Annotated in this window: 12 protein-coding genes; 7 read left to right on the top strand and 5 right to left on the bottom strand. The window is 52.2% G+C overall.

The window, feature by feature from the left end:
* Nucleotides 1-398: 398 nt before the first annotated feature.
* From ABD920_RS02805 to ABD920_RS02790, 4 genes are all read right to left on the bottom strand, one after another.
* Complete coding sequence (locus ABD920_RS02805; protein WP_345156628.1) at nucleotides 399-1490, bottom strand: hypothetical protein; 1092 nt, start codon at nucleotides 1488-1490, stop codon at nucleotides 399-401.
* Nucleotides 1491-1933: 443 nt separating this feature from the next.
* The gene (locus ABD920_RS02800; protein WP_345156627.1) at nucleotides 1934-4510 is read right to left on the bottom strand and encodes a phosphoenolpyruvate carboxylase; all 2577 of its coding nucleotides are present in this window, start codon (nucleotides 4508-4510) and stop codon (nucleotides 1934-1936) included.
* A gap of 686 nt (nucleotides 4511-5196) precedes the next feature.
* Nucleotides 5197-6177: a 23S rRNA (adenine(1618)-N(6))-methyltransferase RlmF gene (rlmF, locus tag ABD920_RS02795; RefSeq protein WP_345156626.1), complete on the bottom strand. Its 981-nt coding sequence runs from the start codon at nucleotides 6175-6177 to the stop codon at nucleotides 5197-5199.
* Nucleotides 6178-6545: 368 nt separating this feature from the next.
* Entirely contained in the window at nucleotides 6546-7424 is an 879-nt protein-coding gene (locus ABD920_RS02790; RefSeq protein ID WP_345156625.1) for a toxin-antitoxin system YwqK family antitoxin, read from the bottom strand.
* Nucleotides 7425-7771: 347 nt separating this feature from the next.
* Here ABD920_RS02790 and ABD920_RS02785 point away from each other — a divergent pair, with 347 nt between their 5' ends.
* On the top strand, nucleotides 7772-8398 hold the full coding sequence (locus ABD920_RS02785; RefSeq protein ID WP_345156624.1) for a YdcF family protein: 627 nt from the start codon (nucleotides 7772-7774) through the stop codon (nucleotides 8396-8398).
* Between the two features lie 7 nt (nucleotides 8399-8405).
* Here ABD920_RS02785 and ABD920_RS02780 read toward each other — a convergent pair whose 3' ends face one another.
* The gene (locus ABD920_RS02780) at nucleotides 8406-9950 is read right to left on the bottom strand and encodes a hypothetical protein (protein WP_345156623.1); all 1545 of its coding nucleotides are present in this window, start codon (nucleotides 9948-9950) and stop codon (nucleotides 8406-8408) included.
* Nucleotides 9951-10116: 166 nt separating this feature from the next.
* Between ABD920_RS02780 and ABD920_RS02775 the strand changes: the two genes are divergently transcribed.
* The 6 genes from ABD920_RS02775 to ilvB all read left to right on the top strand — a co-directional run bounded on the left by ABD920_RS02775 (nucleotide 10117) and on the right by ilvB (nucleotide 18605).
* Entirely contained in the window at nucleotides 10117-11283 is a 1167-nt protein-coding gene (locus ABD920_RS02775) for a 2-isopropylmalate synthase (protein ID WP_345156622.1), read from the top strand.
* Nucleotide 11284: 1 nt separating this feature from the next.
* Nucleotides 11285-12679, top strand: a complete 1395-nt coding sequence (gene leuC, locus ABD920_RS02770) for a 3-isopropylmalate dehydratase large subunit (protein WP_345156621.1) — start codon at nucleotides 11285-11287, stop codon at nucleotides 12677-12679.
* A complete protein-coding gene (gene leuD / locus ABD920_RS02765) occupies nucleotides 12679-13275 on the top strand; it encodes a 3-isopropylmalate dehydratase small subunit (RefSeq protein WP_345156620.1) in 597 nt (198 codons plus the stop codon). The genes leuC and leuD overlap by 1 nt, the downstream gene beginning before the upstream one ends.
* Complete coding sequence (gene leuB / locus ABD920_RS02760) at nucleotides 13263-14381, top strand: 3-isopropylmalate dehydrogenase (protein ID WP_345156619.1); 1119 nt, start codon at nucleotides 13263-13265, stop codon at nucleotides 14379-14381. The genes leuD and leuB overlap by 13 nt, the downstream gene beginning before the upstream one ends.
* Nucleotides 14382-15190: 809 nt before the next feature.
* Nucleotides 15191-16909, top strand: a complete 1719-nt coding sequence (gene ilvD, locus ABD920_RS02755) for a dihydroxy-acid dehydratase (protein WP_345156618.1) — start codon at nucleotides 15191-15193, stop codon at nucleotides 16907-16909.
* Entirely contained in the window at nucleotides 16872-18605 is a 1734-nt protein-coding gene (ilvB, locus tag ABD920_RS02750) for a biosynthetic-type acetolactate synthase large subunit (RefSeq protein ID WP_345156617.1), read from the top strand. The genes ilvD and ilvB overlap by 38 nt, the downstream gene beginning before the upstream one ends.
* Nucleotides 18606-18614: the final 9 nt, after the last annotated feature.

Here is an 18614-nt window from a genome sequence, read left to right as displayed (position 1 = left end):
GCCGGAAAGCTAACACATCTTATAGTTACCTCTGGCCGGGTGTTTCGAATGTTAAATTAGACGACCGAACTGGTTGAATGTGCGCAGTTGCACCTGGTGGAATCCTTAGAGAGGCAGGCCGCAATTCGGTTGCAGCGCCGCAGTTGGAGTAGTTGCTTCCCAACGAGAGGTGTGGGGTTGCTTACTTCCGCATATATAGCGTAATGGCTTATATGCCTGTCAGGTGTCCTGTGGAAGGTTCCTGCAGTGCCCCGGATGATGTAGGGGAGGGGCATCAAAAATTCCGGCTGCACTTCTGAGCGTGTACGCTCAGAAGTGCAGCCGGAAACTGTATAAATGGCAGCCGGAGGTTATTCCACCGATATACCGGCATGCGCTAACAGACGTGGCAAGCGTGGTTACAACCTGATGGATGCCCCGATGTTGAGCGCATAATCAGAGAAAGCTGCGTCGCCGTGCACATAGTTGCCGGTCTGTGCGCTGACTTCCTTGTCGGTTACGCTTTGCAGGCGGTCACGTTTAAAGGCAACAGGCACTGATGCAAAGAAGGTGACTTTCGGGAGCTGGTAGCTTACCCCCGGCTCAAGCGACTGTACATATCCCGGGCGTCGGAAGCCTTCGCTGCTGCCGAAGGCATCTTCCACGGGCACGCCTTCCATTCTGGCCCCCAACGATGTAACCAGCCCCTGTAACTTACCCGAGAAACTGTGGCTCACGCCAAGCCTCACCATATACTGATCCGCTACGCTCATGATGGCCTCATTGGCGCGCAGCGGGGAAAGCGTCTCGCGGTAGGTGCGGGTGCCGTTTGTGCCTCGCGGGTTGAAGAGGTAATACACATTGCCGTAGGCGCTGAAGTGACTGCCAAGCAAAAAATACCCGTTCAACTCCGTGATGGCGCCGACACCTCCGTCTCCCAACTGGATTGATTGGTCGACAGGGCGTTCTTCGTCCCCGCCGTCCGGGCCTACGTTATAAAAATTGTCTTTGTAGTTATAATTGCCGGTCGGCAGTTTCACACCCAGGCCCAGCTGCAGGTTGCCTTTGGTGGCTTTCTCAGGATCAAGCAGCCACTTATACCCCACAATCCGGGCATCCCCGATACCAGCAGAGTTGCTATTGTGCCGCTCTTTCCTTCCGTGCTCGTAAAGCGAGGACCGCTTGTTGGCCAACAACGGGATCCCGACACTCACGGACCACCTGTTGTTGAAGTTGCGGAGCACCGAAATGTCCATGCTGTGCTGCCAGTTAACGACTTCGGTGTTCTCGATCAGGCGCTCCTTCTGTTCTTCATCCCCTTTAAAATGCCTGAAGGATTTGAAATACCGGTGCGATACGTTGAGCTGCCAGCCAGAAGCGGCCGCTTCCTCACCGGGATGCTCCATGGAACAGGACATCATCCCGTTGCTCCTGATGGCCACACATCCCTGGGAGTAGGCCTCTCCAAGGAAAAGAAGACAAGCTGCGGCGGAAAGTAAAAGTTTTTTCATTAAATAAGGGAATAAAGATAAAGATTGATTCAAGCGCCAGGTTACAAACTTATGCTGGATAAGCAGGGGTGTAGTAAAAGGGAAAGGTAAGAGAAAATCAAACAATATTATGACAATTGTTTAAACATATTTACAGAGAATAGCACGATAAGGGGGGGCGCTTATATAACTCAAGTTGCGATATATAAACTTGCCTGAATTATAGTATTCAGAAACCCACCCCTGACTCTCCCAAGAGAGAATAATACCCCTTTTATGAGGAGATTTCCCTCCTCGGAGGGATAGAACAGCTAACTATCTGGGTTATATAGAATGAAGGCTTTGATTGCAGAGTGTCACGGCGGCAAGCAGTTTGCCTGTAATATGATATGCCATAAAAAGATATGTCCCTGCCGCCACATGCTTCAGGTGGCAACAGGGACATATAAAATAGAGCGATTAGGTTATGCAGAGTTCCGCTCCGCATTGATGATCCCGAAGGAGCAGCGCATCACCATTTTCTCGTAGATCGCCTTGCTCGGGCTCTGTACGCCTTGCTCCTCCATCTCCCGTATTTTGGTGAGGGCGTACTGCTGGATGGTCAGGAGCGGCAACTCTATGCGCTGGCGCATCTGGATCGACAGTAAATTCACCGGCTTGTCCTCCATCAGTGCTGAAGCCCCTGTCAACCGCAGGATATAGCTCTTTGTGAGCTGGAACTCCTCAAAGATCATATTCCACAGCTCCCCATATTTCGGGTGCTTAGCCAGGAAGGCTGTCAGCGGGAAGAAACACTTGGTCATCGCCATCTCACAGTTATCCATCAGCGTTTTGAAGAACAGCGAACGTTCATACAGCTGCTGAACCTCCTCCCATCTACCGGCTTCCTCCAGCCGTTGCAGGGCGGTGCCTACGCCGTAATAACCCGGCAGGTTCTGCTTCAGCTGGCTCCATGACCCCACATATGGCACGGCCCGCAAGTCGTTCAGGTTCAGCTTGCCCGGTTTGCGCTTAGAAGGGCGGCTGCCAATGTTTGCCTCGGCGTAGTAGCGCAGCGGACTGGCGGAGTTCAGGTACTCCAAAAAGTTCGGATGGTTTTTCAGTGCGCTGTACTTCTCGAAACTCTCGCTCGAGAGGTACTGCAGTAGCTCTTCCTCACTATCAGTGAGCGTGGCGTCTTCTGACGCGAAAAGCGTGTTCCGGATGCCGGCGTGCATCAGCTGCTCTATGTTATACTGGGCAGCGTCCACTATCCCGAAGTTAGAGCTGATGGTCTGGCCCTGGATGGTGAGCTGTATTTCCTTATTGGAGATGTTCGGCCCCATAGAGGCATAGAACTGGTGCGTTTGCCCGCCGCCTCTTGCCGGGGGGCCGCCCCTGCCATCGAAGAACACAACTTCCACGTCATACTGCTTGGAGATGGCGCTCAGCTCTTCCTTTGCCTTATATATACCCCAGTTGGCCATCAGGTAGCCCCCGTCTTTGGTGCCGTCCGAGAAGCCCAGCATGATGGTCTGGATGTTGCCGCGCTTTTGCAGGTGCTGGCGGTACGCCTCCGTTTCATATAAGTCTTTCATCACACCGGCGGCATGCTGCAGGTCGTCGATCGTTTCGAAGAGCGGCACAATGTCCACGGGGAGGGAATCCTTTTTCCAGCCGGCCAGTTGGAACAGGCCATATACCTGCATTACGTCAAGGGCGCTGGTGCTATGGCTGATAATGTAGCGGTGGCAGCCTTGCTCCCCGTTCGTCTGCTGAATGGTTTTGATAGCGGCCATGCTTTGCAGCACGTCGCGGTGCAACTCACTCTCCAGCCCCGATGGGTCAACGGCCTCTTTTACCTGCAGCATCACAGCAATCTTTTCCTTGTCCGAAAGGGCAGCATAATTCGCGGGCACTGCAGACGATGTCTCTGCCAGCACCTCTAAAAGCTCGGTATGCACCGAGCTGTCCTGCCGTATATCCAGGGAGGCGAAGAAAAGGCCAAACAACTCCACTTTCCGAAGCAGGTTCTCCACCATGCTCAGGAACAGGCTGTTGTGCTCTTCTATCAGAATGGTGTGTATCTGCTGCAGCGCCGAGATGATCTCCTCTTTGGAAATGTCCAGCTCGTGGTTCGGCACAAACAGGTTGTTGTAAAGTTTCTGCTCCAGCGCCAGCACCACGTTCGAGACACCTTTGAAGGTGAGTCGCCGCTTCAGCCGGCGCACATCCAGGTAGTAGGACTTCAGGGCGCCGCCCCGCAGCGCCTCAGCCACTTTCAGGGTGATGGACGCGTTCACGAAAGGATTGCCGTCGCGGTCGCCGCCGGGCCAGAAGCCGAAGCGGACAATCGGGTTGCCTGGGCTTACCTCGTGCGGGAAATTATTCTTAAGGAATGACAGGATGTTGCCGGCCGCATGGTAAAACACATTCTCCAGGTACCAGATCAGGTTCATGGCCTCGTCATAAGGCGAGGGTTTTTCATTTTTAAAAAACGGCGTTTTCCCCAACTGCCGCAGGTAGCTGTTGATCTGGGCGGTGTTGTCGTTCATCATCGCCTTCGACAGGTCGTTGATGATGCCCAGCACCTCGCTCGGATAAAACTGGGTGGGGTGGGCGGTGAGCACCAGCCGCACCGAGAAGTCTTTCAGCTTCTCGGCCAGCTGCGCTTTTTTCTTTGTCTGCAGCACTTCCGTCTGCAGCTGCTTCAGCGTGCCCGGGCCGTTCATATCATGAATATCGCGGTAGGCGGCGTCCTCAAGCGCGTCGAACAGCACTACCTGGCGCTCCGTGTACTGCACAAAACGGAACAGCAGGTCCACCATTTCCTGGTCGTTCTGATACGAGGTATGCTGTTTGAAAAAAGAGTCGATTATCTCTACCGGGCTTTGGTTCTTGGCAAAGCCTTCTTCGCAATGCAGCAGGAAAATAGTCAGGAGCACACCCGTTTTCTCCACCCTGTGGAAGGGCAGCGCCGTGAAAAGGCTGTTGTACAACTGAAACCGGAGGCTTACTTGCTTGTTGTAAACCTGAATTGTGCTGTTGGCGGAACCATCCATGTATCGCGTATTTTTTTGCAATGATATATAGTTTAAGGAGTTTTAATTAAAGTTATTGCAATATAAGTAAGCATTTATTTAAAAGAGCGTATTTTTCAGCAAAAGTTTCATCGTTCGGCTGTGCAAGAGCGGGAAATACCAGTTACAAGAAATCTTTTACATATAAAATAAGTAGTGATAGCTACTTGTTTGATTTTTGATGACTGAAGTTTCCCCATCCAACAGGGGAATATTCTTCAAGAGTAGTTTACTTCCCTACCCGGAGAAGTAGGGATGGATCACTTACAACAAAGTAAGTGCATCGCACTCCGGTTTATATACGCAATGCTTCTATGTCAGAGTTCAAGAACATGTCAGAGTTACTGGAGCACTGCCATATATATACCGTTTGCGGCGGGCAGGGTTGTGGGAGGGGCGCCCGTGCATGCCGCAGGGGGATTTTGAGAAGATCCCACCGGATTCACCTTTCCGGGCGAGCTATATTATACTGCGTTGGTGAAGTTCTAAAGCAGGAGGCAAAAGCGGCAACAACTGTGGCGGTTGGTCCTCTGTCGATGGTGCGGCACCGAAATCAATACCTGCCTGATATGGCTACCTATATATAAACCTGACTGTTTGTAGGTTATAAAAGAACCTGTGTGTAGCTATGAAATTGAATGTATGCCTAAGGGGGGGTATCATCAGGTTCAGTTTACCCACCTTGTGCGCATCCAGTTGTTCCGCTGTTCCTTTGTCAGAAAAGTCCAGGCAACGATTCGGCTTGTTTTATTTCCATGACGCATCGGGATCGTCCTGGAGTCGAAAGCGCCGGCCGCTTTTAATGCTTTGTAGACGTTCTTTAAGCTGGATTCTTTCGAAACAAGGGTGGAAAACCAGAAACAGGAGGCTGAGAACTCCCTGCTTTGGCCAATCATATCTACAATGAATCTTTCTTCCCCGCCTTCGCACCACAACTCATTGCTCTGGCCCCCAAAGTTCAGGACTGGCTCAGGGATCCTTTTGTGTTTTAAGTTCTTTAGTTTTCGGACCGTTCCGGCGCTGGCCTCTGCTGAAGAGGCATGAAAAGGAGGGTTGCAGATCGAAAGATCAAAATATTCGTCTTTATGGATAATCCCTCTGAAATAATCTTTTGGGGTGTGCTGCCTTCTGCACGCTATCTGCCCTTGCAGCGCGGGGTTCATTTCAATTATTCTATTGGCAGATTCAATGGAAACGGGGTCGATGTCTGAGCCGACGAATTTCCAGCCGTATTCCCTGTTCCCGATAATGGGATACACGCAATTGGCTCCCACGCCAATGTCCAAGCATTTTATTTTATCACCCTGCGGTACTCCCTGTCCCTGAACGCCGGCAAACTGGCTGCCCAGCAAATCGGCTATATGATGGATGTATTCGGCTCTTCCCGGAATGGGCGGGCATAGATAGCCAGCAGGTATATCCCAAAAACCGATGCCGTAGTAATGCTTCAGCAGCGCCTTGTTCAGCATTTTAACCGCCGCCGGATCAAAAAAATCAATGGATTGATCCTGGTAGTTGTTCACCTTTACATATGGACCCAACTCCGGGCAACTCGCTGTCAACTGTCTGAAATCATAGCGCGCCCGGTGTTTGTTCCGGGGGTGCAAGTTGGATTTCTCTGTTGGATGTTCTTTTTTGATAGGAGACATGTTAGGAACTGCGTCAGGGATATTGTGAAGTTTTAAAAGCGCCTTCTCATTTACCACCGGCATATAATATAAAAGACTACTGATATAAAACATGCAGCAACTTATATATAAAAGGGGCGGTTCTGTAAATTTGAAACACCCCTTTTATATATGTAAGAAATAGTATCAATAAACTTTAAAAACTTTGTGTGAATATCAGCTACAACACCTTATCAATAACCTGATATACTTCCTATTAAATCTTGAAGAATTTGCTCATTACGAATGGCATTATCAGTGTCAATGGTTGTTTCTATAATAAAGTTTTTTGCTCCATTTGATAACTTCAAAATTAACATACTATCTTTTTTGATAATATCATTTTCAACCTATAGAACAAAAGATTCTTTGAGAGATAAAGCTTTGTCGCTGAATTCGATATTATAACTTTTTTTAAGAGCTTCATTTTTATAAAAATCATTAAAAAGCTCTTTGTTTTTAATACTGAGCAGCCTTATTTCGGGGGCTTTTATTATAGGATTCTTTTTATTTGTAATGCTTGATACGCACCTTATTAAGTAACTATCATAGCCTACATACTCTTCCTTGTCAAAAAGGCTCCACACATAAGTAGTAGGATTTATATTTATTCTACATTCTTTAAGTTTAAAGGAGGTGCCATAGTGAATGCCAGTTACTTTTTCCCCATTGTTATCATACTTAGTCCATTTCCCATCCCAAACGTCATCCTTGCATCTACCTTTGCCAATCATTACACCATTTTCGTTGTAGTAGACCATCTTCCCATTATACTTCCCATTATTTAATTTCGCCTTCCTCTTTATGTTGCCGTTTTCAAAATATTGCACATTTTTGCCTGATATTTTGTCTTCTTTGTGTGTTCCCGTTTCTTTCAATGCACCGCTTGTATAATATAAACTATAGGGTCCATGCTTCTGATCATCCTTATATGTAATTTTATTCTCAATAAGCCCATTAGCGAAATAATATGTAAAAATGCCTTGTTCTGTTAGACTATCCTTAGATAAGGAGTATCCTTTCATTTTAACTTTCCCAGATGCATAGTAATCTGTCACATTAAACATAGTTTTATATGGGGATGTGACCCTGTAGAATGAATATTCACCGCCATGTGTGATGTTCCAATCTACATCAAAATAAGTTGTATCTTGACTTCGCCCTGTATAACAAATCGCTAATAGGAAAATGGTTATTAGCTTTATTTTGCTCATGATGTTGTAGTTCATTTAAGTTTGCTTTTGTGAGTTGATATAAAATAGATAGGCGTTACTGATAGCTAAAAGTAAAGGTTGATATTAATCCCGCTAATATAATATATTAAAAGCTTAATAGAAGGGCCGTTTATAATTAATTCAGGAAAATGAGAATTAGGTATAATAGGTAAATGAAGTACAGAGAAAGACCCCGCTTCACGCCTTTTTCACATTGTATAGTCTTTTTTACTTTTGAAACATACACTTCGTGTGAGTGTTGGCATATATAAGTCTTACCCCAGGCAAGGATAAAGCAACAGCTTACTTACCTTCTCAAACACAATACACCCGCCACACCCATCCGCCGTATAGGAGGGGCTATGATAGAAGAACTGATCATCCGTACTTTGTGCGATACTTTACCCGAAGCGCCTGCAGACGCGCTTTTCCTGTTTGGCCAGACAGAGGATAACCAGGAATCCGCGTTTGCGGTCGCCCGGCAGTTATGGCAGCAAGAGCGCGTCAGCAGGGTACTGTTTCTGGGCACGGGGGCCATCAGCGGCTACCCCGGCTTCGAAAGCTGGAAGAATGCGTTGGTGAACGCGGGAATGGGAGAGGGGATGCTGGAGCCGGTGCCACCCGTGCCGGCTGATACGGACATCCTGCACACCGGTATCGAGGCAACGTCCATGGTGGCTTTTGCCAAAAAACAAAATTACAGGCGCATCATCGTGTCTGCAAGCCCTTTTCAGCAGCCCCGCGCCTATATGGCAGCCGTAACGGCAGTATTGAAAAGCTACCCCCAACTGTATGTCTACAGCCTCCCCGGGAAAGCTCTGCCTTGGAAAGAGGAGGTGGTGCACTCGCAGGGAAAGGTGCAGGACGCGCGGGCCGGGCTCATTTCCGGGGAAATGGAACGCATCCGGAACTACCACGCCATCGGTGACCTGGCCTCTGTGGAAGAGGTGCTTGCGTACCTCAACAAGCGGGACCTTGGGAAGCTGTAAAGCCGGTTTACTTCATGTGCTTGTGCTTGCGCCTTACGATCTCCTGCACCGGCACGTTTTCGATCTTGCTCTCAAGCCAGGAGATAATGTCGAGGTACAGGAAAGGCCGCTTCTCGTACGGATCCCTGGAAATGGCCAGTAATTTGTCTTTCAGGCTGATGAAGGCGTCTTTCAGCTCATGCGGCGCTACATCTCCCAGGCTTCGCAGGAAACGGAATATCTCTACCTGCATTTGCTGCTGGTCGTTCATCTTGCCCAAAAAGCGGTACACCGACCGGATCTGGTACTCCAGCACCTCGTCTTCGCCGGCCTCGTAGTGGGCAATCAGGTTCAGGATGCGGGCAAAGCACTGCAGGTCCTCCCGCAGGCTGATGTCCTTGTACTGGATGATCTTGTTCAGGTACTCGATGGCCTTATAATTGTCCCCGCTGCCGAAGTAAAGGCTGGCGATTTTGTAGTAGAACGTGAGCATGCGGTGCGGGTCTAGTTGCGACCGGTAGCGGTTCAGGTTCTCCAGCAGCTCCGGAATGATCTCCACCCCCTCTGTAAAGCGGCCCTCCAGGAAGTAGCTGTTAATGCGGTTGGTATATATAAACAGGAACAGCAGCACCTCTGAATTCGGTGTGGGGCGCCGGTGCTCGTCCACGGCAAACTGCTCCAGCTTATGCCGCACCTCCATAAACTTGCTGTAATAGAGCATGTTGTAGAGCGCCAGCAGCAGGTTATGCAGCCCCTTTATATATAAGGTGTCCTGTTTGTACTTCATATCCGGGTACTGCTCAAACAGGTCCACCCACTTCTGCGCGTAACGGTAACAAGACTTAAAGTTCTGGTTGATGTAGTGGTACCAGACATGGGCCTGGTAATAGTACAGCTTCTCATAGAACCCGGCGTGCTGCATGTCTACCTGCGGCAGGTTTTCCTTAAAGAAGGCGGTGGTGTGGATATAATCCTGCTCGTTGCGCGAGTGCCCGACTTTTATATATAAGCCATATAACCGGAGGGCGGCATTGGAGAGCGCGTGTATCTGCGTGACGTGGCGGGCAGTGTCTATTGCCTCGGTCGCCAGCGATTCTGCCCTTCCCTCGAGGCTGCGCGTAATGTACTGCGACTCGATCAGCTTCTCAAAATCAATGGCCATGAGGGCGATATGCGGCAATTCGCCCTGGTGGGCGCTGACCTTAACTTTCTCCAGCATCTTCAGGCTCTGCTGGTAAAAGCCCTTGTTGTAGAGCACGCGGGCATAATCGAGCTGCTCGTGCAGCTGGATGTCCAGGTTCTGCCCGGAGTGGTACAGGCGCAGGCTGGAGAGCAGTTGCTTGTACAGGTTGGCCTTCATGTTGGCGAGCTGCGTCTTCTTCACGGCGGGCGCGTTCTCCAGCACTTTCTCATCGTCATAGAACGCCTCGCCGTCCATGGCATCAAACAGTTGCAGAAACTTAAGGCCGTCCGTGGAGCCCTGCCGCTTGGCAAACAGCCGGAAATGCCGCTTTTCAGTTTTGGTCAGGGATTTAACCAACTGAAAAACGGGATCGGTGTTTTCGTTAGACATTGTATATTTTTATTGCGTATTTAATTGAAAGACAGGAATTTATAAATGAAATTAGCGCGATTAGAAATAACAGCCTATTCTGAAAATAGTTTTTGTAGCTCCTGCTTTTCGACTTACTTGCCCTCTAAGTACTGAATTAATTTCTGTAATTAAGATCAAATTAACTATGTCGGCTCAAAAAATACAAATCTTTGACACCACCCTGCGGGATGGCGAGCAAGTGCCCGGTTGCAAACTCAACATGGAGGAAAAACTGGTAATTGCAAGGCAGCTCGAACTACTGGGCGTGGATGTGATAGAGGCTGGTTTTCCTGTTTCGAGCCCGGGAGATTTCGAGGCGGTGAAAGCCATTGCCGCCCAGACAAAGGAGATAACCGTCTGCGGCCTTTCAAGAGCTGTGGAGGAGGATATACGCGTGGCGGCCCAGGCACTGTCCGGTGCCCGACGCCCCCGGATCCATACCGGCATCGGCACCTCCGAATCACATATAAACTTTAAGCTGCGCAGCACGCAGGAGAAAGTGCTGGAGCGCGCCATTGCGGCGGTAACGCTGGCAAAGAGCTTTGTGGAGGACGTGGAGTTTTACGCCGAGGATGCCGGCAGAACCGAGAACGAGTTCCTGGCCAGGGTGTGCGAGGCCGCCATCAAGGCCGGTGCCACCGTGCTGAACATACCGGACACCACCGGCTACTGTTTGCCGGAAGAGTACGGTGCGAAAATAAAGTACCTTTACGAAAACGTGAAGGGCGTTGACAGGGTCCGTCTCTCCACGCACTGCCACAACGATTTGGGCCTGGCAACGGCCAACTCAATATCCGGTGTGGTAAACGGGGCGCGCCAGATCGAGTGTACCATCAACGGGGTAGGGGAGCGTGCCGGAAACACGGCTTTGGAAGAAGTTGTCATGATTTTACGCCAGCACCCGTACCTCAACCTCGACACAAACGTGAACACGAAGCTGTTGGCGGAAACGTCTGCGATGGTGTCGCATATGATGCGCATGCCGGTGCAGCCGAACAAAGCCATCGTAGGCTCCAACGCGTTCTCGCACTCCAGCGGCATCCACCAGGACGGCGTGATCAAGCACCGCGAGACCTATGAGATCATTGATCCGCGCGATGTCGGTGTGTCGGACTCTTCTATTGTGCTTACTGCCCGCTCCGGCCGCGCCGCGCTGGCATACCGTTTGCAGAAAATCGGCTATAACTTCGATAAAAATACCTTGGACAAAGCCTATGCCTCTTTCCTGCAGGTGGCGGATCGCACCAAAGAAGTAGTGGATCACGATTTGCATATCTTAGTTGAACAAGAAAACCTGGTTGCTGCCAGTTAATATGAAGAAGACATTATTTGATAAAATTTGGGATGCACATGTAGTCCGCTCCATTCCGGGCGGACTGGATGTTTTTTATATAGACAAGCACCTGATCCATGAGGTAACCAGCCCCCAGGCGTTTGATGAGATCGCGGCGCGCAACCTGCCGCTGTACCGGAAAAACCAGATCGTGGCCACCGCCGACCACAACGTGCCTACCATCAACCAGCACCTCCCGATCCAGGAGCCGCTCTCGCGCATGCAGGTGGACAAACTGACGGAGAACTGCGCGAAATACGGCGTGGAGTTGTTTGGCTTAGGGCACGAGAACCAGGGCATCGTGCACGTGATCGGGCCGGAACTGGGCATCACGCAGCCGGGCATGACGATTGTGTGCGGCGACAGCCACACCTCCACGCACGGCGCTTTTGGGACGATCGCTTTCGGCATCGGCACCAGCCAGGTGGCGCAGGTCATGGCCTCGCAGTGTCTGCTCATCAGCCGCCCGAAGAAAATGCGCATCACCGTGGACGGCGAGCTAGGGCGCGGGGTATCTGCCAAAGACCTGATCCTGTATGTCATATCTAAGTTAGGCACAGGCGGTGCCACGGGTTATTTTGTGGAGTACGCCGGCAGTGCCGTTCGCTCGCTGAGCATGGAAGGCCGCATGACGGTCTGCAACATGAGCATTGAGATGGGCGCGCGCGGCGGCATGATTGCCCCCGACGAGACGACGTTTGAATACGTGAAGGGCCGCGAACACGCACCGAAAGGTGAGCGTTGGGAAGAGGCACTGGCTTACTGGAAAACGCTCTATACGGAAGAGGGCGCTGCCTTCGACAAAGAGTATTTCTTCGATGCCTCCGAGATATCGCCGATGATCACCTTCGGCACGAACCCGGGCATGGGCATTGCCATCAATTCCCATATTCCGGTGGAGGTGCCAACAGGGGAGGCGGCCAGCTTTGATAAATCGCTGCAGTATATGGGCTTTGCGCCCGGCGAGTCGCTGATCGGGAAAGAGGTGAACTACGTGTTCATCGGCAGCTGCACCAACTCCCGCATCGAAGACCTGCGGGTAGTGGCGGAGTTTGTGAAGGGGCGCCATAAGGCAAGCCATGTGGAGGCGATCATTGTGCCGGGTTCCAAGCACGTGGAGCAGCAAGCAAGGGCCGAAGGCATCGACAAACTGCTGGCGGAGGCAGGCTTTGAGCTGCGCGAGCCGGGTTGCAGTGCCTGCCTGGCCATGAACGAAGACAAGATTCCGGCCGGTGCCTATTGCGTGTCCACCTCCAACCGTAACTTTGAAGGCCGCCAGGGCCCCGGCTCCCGCACCTTGCTGGCCAGTCCGCTGGTGGCCGCCATCACCGCCGTGGAAGGAAAGATTGTTGACATCACCCAATACCTGAATTAATGGAAAAGTTCGAGATTATTAAGTCGGGCGCAGTTCCGTTACCGATAGAGAACATAGACACGGACCAGATCATCCCGGCCCGTTTCCTGAAGGCCACTTCCCGGGAAGGGTTCGGCGAAAACCTGTTCCGCGACTGGCGCTACGACAGCAGCGGGAACCTGAAACCAGACTTTGCGCTGAATAACCCGCGGTATAACGGGCAGATCTTGGTAGCGGGTAAGAACTTTGGCTGCGGATCCAGCCGAGAGCATGCGGCCTGGGCCATCTATGACGCCGGTTTCCGGGTGGTGATTTCCAGCTACTTCGCTGATATTTTCAGGGGCAACGCGCTCAACAACGGGCTGCTTCCCTTGCAGGTGTCTGACGAGATGCTGCAGCGTTTGCTGGAGCAGGTAGAGCGGGAGCCGCAGACGCAATTTGTGGTCGACTTGCTGAAGCAGGAATTTTTCGTGCCAGTGTGGAACGAAAGCGTCTCTTTTGAGATTGATCCTTACAAAAAAGAGTGCCTGATTAACGGCTACGATGATATTGATTTTTTAGTGAGTCAGAAAGAGGCCATAGAAACCTACGAGAACAAAAGACAATGGGCATATTAAATAAAAGGATCGCAGTATTGCCGGGCGACGGCATTGGTCCTGAAGTCTGTCACGAAGCCATTCGTGTACTGGAAGCGGTAGCCGAACGGTTCGGCCACAAATTTGAGTTTGAGAAATACCTGATGGGCGCCTGCGCCATCGACGCCACGGGCAACCCGCTGCCGGATGAGACGCTGGATGCCTGCCTGGAGGCGGATGCCATCCTGCTGGGCGCCATCGGCGACCCGAAATACGATAACGACCCCTCGGCGAAAGTAAGGCCGGAGCAGGGCTTGCTGCGCCTGCGCAAGTCGCTGGGCCTTTTCGCCAACATCCGGCCCGTGACGGCCTATGAGGTGCTGTTGGAGCACTCCCCCCTGAAGAACGACCGCATTGCCGGTGCCGACATGCTGATTTTCCGGGAACTGACCGGCGGCGTGTACTTCGGGGAGAAAGGCCGCACCGCCGACAGCGCCTATGACAACTGCACCTATAGCCGGGAAGAGATAGAGCGCATTGCGCAGCTCGCCTTTCAGGCGGCGGCCACTCGGCGCAAGAAACTGACATTGGTAGACAAGGCCAACGTGCTGGAGACTTCCAGGTTATGGCGCGAGGTGGTGCAGGGCATCGCCAAAGGATACCCCGAGGTGGCGGTGGATTACCTTTTCGTGGACAATGCCGCCATGCAGCTTATCCTGAACCCAAAGCAGTTCGACGTGATCCTGACTGAGAACATGTTCGGAGATATCCTCTCCGACGAAGCATCGGTGATCGCCGGTTCGCTGGGCTTGCTGCCGTCTGCTTCGGTTGGTAAACTGGTGTCGCTGTTCGAGCCCATCCATGGGTCTTACCCGCAGGCCAAGGGCAAAGGCATCGCCAATCCGATCGCTGCCATCTTGTCTGCTGCCATGATGCTCGAGCACTTCGGCCTGCAGGAAGAAGCGGACCTGGTGAAAGAAGCTGTGCAGTACGCACTCGAAAAGAAAGTGCTGACACCGGAGCTGAACAGCCACTCACCCTATACAACAGAGCAGGTGGGCACATTTATATCCTACTGCGTGCTGGACGGAGCCGAGACAGGCCCTTACAAGTATAACATGGAAGTAGGGCTTAGCACGATTATATAGGCAATTCGCAGCCGCTGATTGTGATCTTTTTGTTGCAGTCAGCTTATTTTCGTATATTGACAGAAATGCAAAAACAAACCCAAATCAGCGTCATTATTCCTTTTATTTCCGTGATCATTTCACTGGAGGAGGAGATGGTTTGCTGAAAAACTGAGCATATAAAAGCAACAGATAAAAGCAGCCGTCTCTTAACAGGGACGGCTCTTTTTATATATGGCTATCATTAATATTATATATGGCTATCATTTATACCAACGCCTTTTATACTTGAGTTTGCAGCTTGCTTTCTGCTACAGTACACGTTATGCGCTCTATCCCTCCGCTGCCGGATGAAAGAGCCATACACCTGCTGATCAGGTAAGAAAGTCTGATAAAGCCCGCGGTACTCCGAAAGGCTTTTTGTTTAAGAAGTTGCTATATATGATAGTGTAACACCCTTTTGCAGCCGTGTTGAGTACCTGACTATATATAGCTCGTGCGCATTTATCTGCCTTATGGGAGGCCGTTTTGCTGCTCGTTCACTGATAATCAGCCGTAAATGCGGGGACTATTTTTCTTTAGATAATGTATGGTACTTGTATATAAGTAATTGATAGTCAGTTTTATAAAAACTTTCTTTGAGCTTTTAGAAATAGTAGGTTTTTAGCAGACTCATTTTAGCAGCAAAAGCAAAAGGCAGAACTTTAGGAAAGTATAAAACCGAAACAGCATATATAAAACCAAGACGGTGAAGAGTTAGCAGACAGAGCAGCAATTCTAAGCATGCTTCCTTTGCTTCCTCAGATCCACGATAAAAAACCATAATCTCCATGGCCTTAAACAAATACAGCCGCATCTACACGCAAGACGACAGCTTACCTGCCTCGCAGGCTATGCTCATCGGCTCAGGACTTTCAGAAGAAGATCTGCAAAAACCTTTTGTCGGCATCTGCTCCACGGGGTTTGAAGGCAACACCTGCAACATGCACCTCGACGGGCTGGCGGACGAAGTGAAGAAAGGTGTGAACCAGTTGGGTATGGTAGGGCTGCGCTTTAACACGATCGGCGTGAGCGACGGCATCACCAACGGCACCGAAGGCATGCGCTACTCGCTGGTGTCGCGGGAAGTGATTGCGGACTCCATCGAAACGATCACGGGGGCCCATAATTACGATGCGTTGGCTTGCGTTGTAGGCTGCGACAAGAACATGCCGGGCTCGCTGATTGCGATGGCCCGTCTGAACCGACCGTCGCTGATGGTATATGGCGGCACGATAAAGTCGGGAAATTTCAAAGGGGAGAAATTGAACATCGTTTCCTGCTTTGAGGCATATGGCAAGAAACTGAACCACAATATTTCGGAGGAGGATTACCGCGGCATTATCCGCAACGCCTGCCCGGGCCCGGGGGCCTGCGGAGGCATGTACACCGCCAACACCATGGCCTCTGCGGCCGAAGCGCTGGGCATGTCGATCCCTTATACATCCTCCTCGCCGGCAGTGAGCCAGCAGAAGATGGAAGAGTGCCTGCAGACAGGGCATTACCTGCTGAACCTACTGGAAAAAGACATCAAGCCGCGTGACATCCTGGTGCGCGAGGCATTCGAAAACGCCATGGTGGTGATTACGGTGCTTGGCGGATCGACCAATGCGGTGATACACCTGATTGCCATTGCCTCTGCGGCGGGCGTAAACCTGACGCTGGAGGATTTCCAGGCAGTGAGCGACCGGACGCCGGTGCTCGGCGACCTGAAGCCGAGCGGCAAATACCTGATGGAAGACCTTTGCTCTTTAGGTGGTGTGCCTGCCGTCATGAAAACGCTGCTGAACGAGGGGCTCATTAACGGCGACCTGATGACCGTGACAGGCAAGACCATTGCAGAGAACCTGGCGGATGTGAAGCCGCTGGGCGAAGAGCAGGATCTGCTGCGGCCGCTCTCCAACCCGATCAAAGCCGACGGCCACATCCAGATCCTGTATGGCAACTTGGCGACGAAGGGCGGCGTGGCGAAGATCACGGGGAAAGAAGGCTTGAAATTCGAAGGTCCTGCCGTGGTGTTCAACTCGGAGGAGGAACTGAACGAAGGGCTGAAAGTGAACCGGGTGAAGGCAGGCAATGTCGTCGTCATCCGCTACGTCGGCCCGAAAGGCGGTCCTGGCATGCCGGAGATGCTGAAGCCCACCTCCGCCATCATGGGGGCCGGGCTGGGCGATAAAGTGGCCCTGATCACAGACGGCCGCTTCTCCGGCGGAACGCACGGCTTTGTGATTGGCCATGTGTGCCCCGAGGCCTTTGAGGGCGGCAACATCGCGCTGGTGGAAGACGGGGACATCATCACCCTGGACGCCGCCACCAACACCGTTCACCTGCACGTGGACGACGCCCTGCTGGCCCTGCGCCGCGACAAGTGGGTGGCACCGGAGGCCAAGGTGAAGCGCGGCGTGCTGCAGAAGTATATCAGGACGGTGAGTGACGCAAGTAACGGATGTATAACAGATTTAGAAGAGGCTTATGTTAACGCAAGAGAAACAAGCTCCAGAATTGCTTGAAGAGAAGAAGACAATATCAGGGGGTGAGGCGCTTATACGTGGTCTGCTGAAAGAAGGGGTAGACACCATTTTCGGGTATCCGGGCGGTGCCATCATGCCTATATATGATTCCTTATACGATTACAGGGAGCAACTGAACCACGTGCTGGTGCGCCACGAGCAGGGCGGCATCCACGCCGGGCAGGGATATGCGCGCGCCTCCGGCAAGGTGGGGGTGGTATTCGCCACCAGCGGCCCCGGCGCCACCAACCTAATCACGGGCCTCGCCGACGCCATGATAGACAGCACGCCGCTCGTGTGCATCACCGGGCAGGTGTTCGCCCACCTGTTAGGCACAGACGCCTTCCAGGAAGCGGATGTAATCAGTATATCTTCCCCTGTCACCAAATGGAATTACCAGGTAACGGACGCGAAGGAGATACCGGAGGCGCTTGCCAAGGCCTTCTATATAGCCAAAAGCGGACGTCCGGGCCCGGTGTTGATCGACATCACCAAAAATGCGCAGCTGCAGCAGTTGAGCTACGACGAGCATAAATGCTGCGACCACATCCGCAGCTATCGCCCGAAGCCTATCATCCGTGAAGAATATATACGGGAGGCTGCGGAGCTGATTAACCAGGCGAAGAAGCCATTTGTGCTGTGGGGCCAGGGCGTGATCCTGGGGGCAGCGGAGCAGGAGTTCAAGCAGTTCATCGAGAAGAGCGGCATCCCGGCCGCCTGGACCATTATGGGGGCAGGGGCCTTGCCAAGCGATCACCCGCTGAATGTGGGCATGCTGGGCATGCACGGCAACTACGGCCCCAACGTGCTCACCAACGACTGTGACGTGCTGATTGCCATCGGCATGCGCTTCGACGACCGGGTGACCGGCCGCCTCGACAAGTATGCGAAGCAGGCGAAGGTGGTGCACTTAGACATCGACCCGTCAGAGATAGACAAGAACGTGAAAGCCACCGTGCCGGTGTGGGGCGACTGCAAAGAAACGCTGCCGTTGCTCACAGAGCTGGTGGAGGCTAAGAGCCACCCGGAATGGCTGCAGAAGTTCCGGGATTATATGACACAGGAAGTGGAGCAGGTGATCCAGGATGAGTTGTTCCCGGCCTCCGGCGAGATGACGATGGGGGAGGTGATGCAGCAGCTGAACGAGCTCACCAACGGCGACGCCATCATCGTAAGCGATGTGGGGCAGAACCAGATGGTGGCCTGCCGCTACGCCAAACTCAACCACACCCGCAGCAACATCACCAGCGGCGGCCTCGGCACCATGGGCTTTGCTTTGCCGGCTGCCATTGGGGCCAAGTTTGGCGCCCCCGACAGAACGGTGGTGGCCTTTGCGGGAGATGGCGGTATCCAGATGACGATCCAGGAGCTGGGCACCATCATGCAGAGCGGCGTGGACGTGAAGATCATCATCGTGAACAACCAGTTCCTGGGCATGGTGCGGCAGTGGCAGCAGCTCTTCCACGAGCGCCGCTACTCCTTCGTGGATATCACCAGCCCGGATTACATCAAGGTGGCGGAAGGCTACGGCATCGCCGGCAAAAAAGTAACAGAGCGGGAAAACCTGAGAAGCGCCCTGCAGGAGATGCTGGCCCATAAGGGCTCTTACCTGCTGGAGGTGATGGTGACCAAAGAGAACAACGTGTTCCCGATGGTGCCGCAGGGGTGCAGCGTAAGCGAAATCAGGTTGAAGTAAACGGAAGCA

It is taken from the genome of Pontibacter saemangeumensis, assembly GCF_039541895.1.
Lineage (GTDB): Bacteria > Bacteroidota > Bacteroidia > Cytophagales > Hymenobacteraceae > Pontibacter > Pontibacter saemangeumensis.
This window is presented reverse-complemented; position numbering and strand designations above follow the sequence as displayed.

Coding starts and splice junctions, on each gene's coding strand:
- ABD920_RS02805 (WP_345156628.1), bottom strand. CDS start 1,490: ATGAAAAAACTTTTACTTTCCGCCGCAGCTTGTCTTCTTTTCCTTGGA.
- ABD920_RS02800 (WP_345156627.1), bottom strand. CDS start 4,510: ATGGATGGTTCCGCCAACAGCACAATTCAGGTTTACAACAAGCAAGTA.
- rlmF (WP_345156626.1), bottom strand. CDS start 6,177: ATGTCTCCTATCAAAAAAGAACATCCAACAGAGAAATCCAACTTGCAC.
- ABD920_RS02790 (WP_345156625.1), bottom strand. CDS start 7,424: ATGAACTACAACATCATGAGCAAAATAAAGCTAATAACCATTTTCCTA.
- ABD920_RS02785 (WP_345156624.1), top strand. CDS start 7,772: ATGATAGAAGAACTGATCATCCGTACTTTGTGCGATACTTTACCCGAA.
- ABD920_RS02780 (WP_345156623.1), bottom strand. CDS start 9,950: ATGTCTAACGAAAACACCGATCCCGTTTTTCAGTTGGTTAAATCCCTG.
- ABD920_RS02775 (WP_345156622.1), top strand. CDS start 10,117: ATGTCGGCTCAAAAAATACAAATCTTTGACACCACCCTGCGGGATGGC.
- leuC (WP_345156621.1), top strand. CDS start 11,285: ATGAAGAAGACATTATTTGATAAAATTTGGGATGCACATGTAGTCCGC.
- leuD (WP_345156620.1), top strand. CDS start 12,679: ATGGAAAAGTTCGAGATTATTAAGTCGGGCGCAGTTCCGTTACCGATA.
- leuB (WP_345156619.1), top strand. CDS start 13,263: ATGGGCATATTAAATAAAAGGATCGCAGTATTGCCGGGCGACGGCATT.
- ilvD (WP_345156618.1), top strand. CDS start 15,191: ATGGCCTTAAACAAATACAGCCGCATCTACACGCAAGACGACAGCTTA.
- ilvB (WP_345156617.1), top strand. CDS start 16,872: ATGTTAACGCAAGAGAAACAAGCTCCAGAATTGCTTGAAGAGAAGAAG.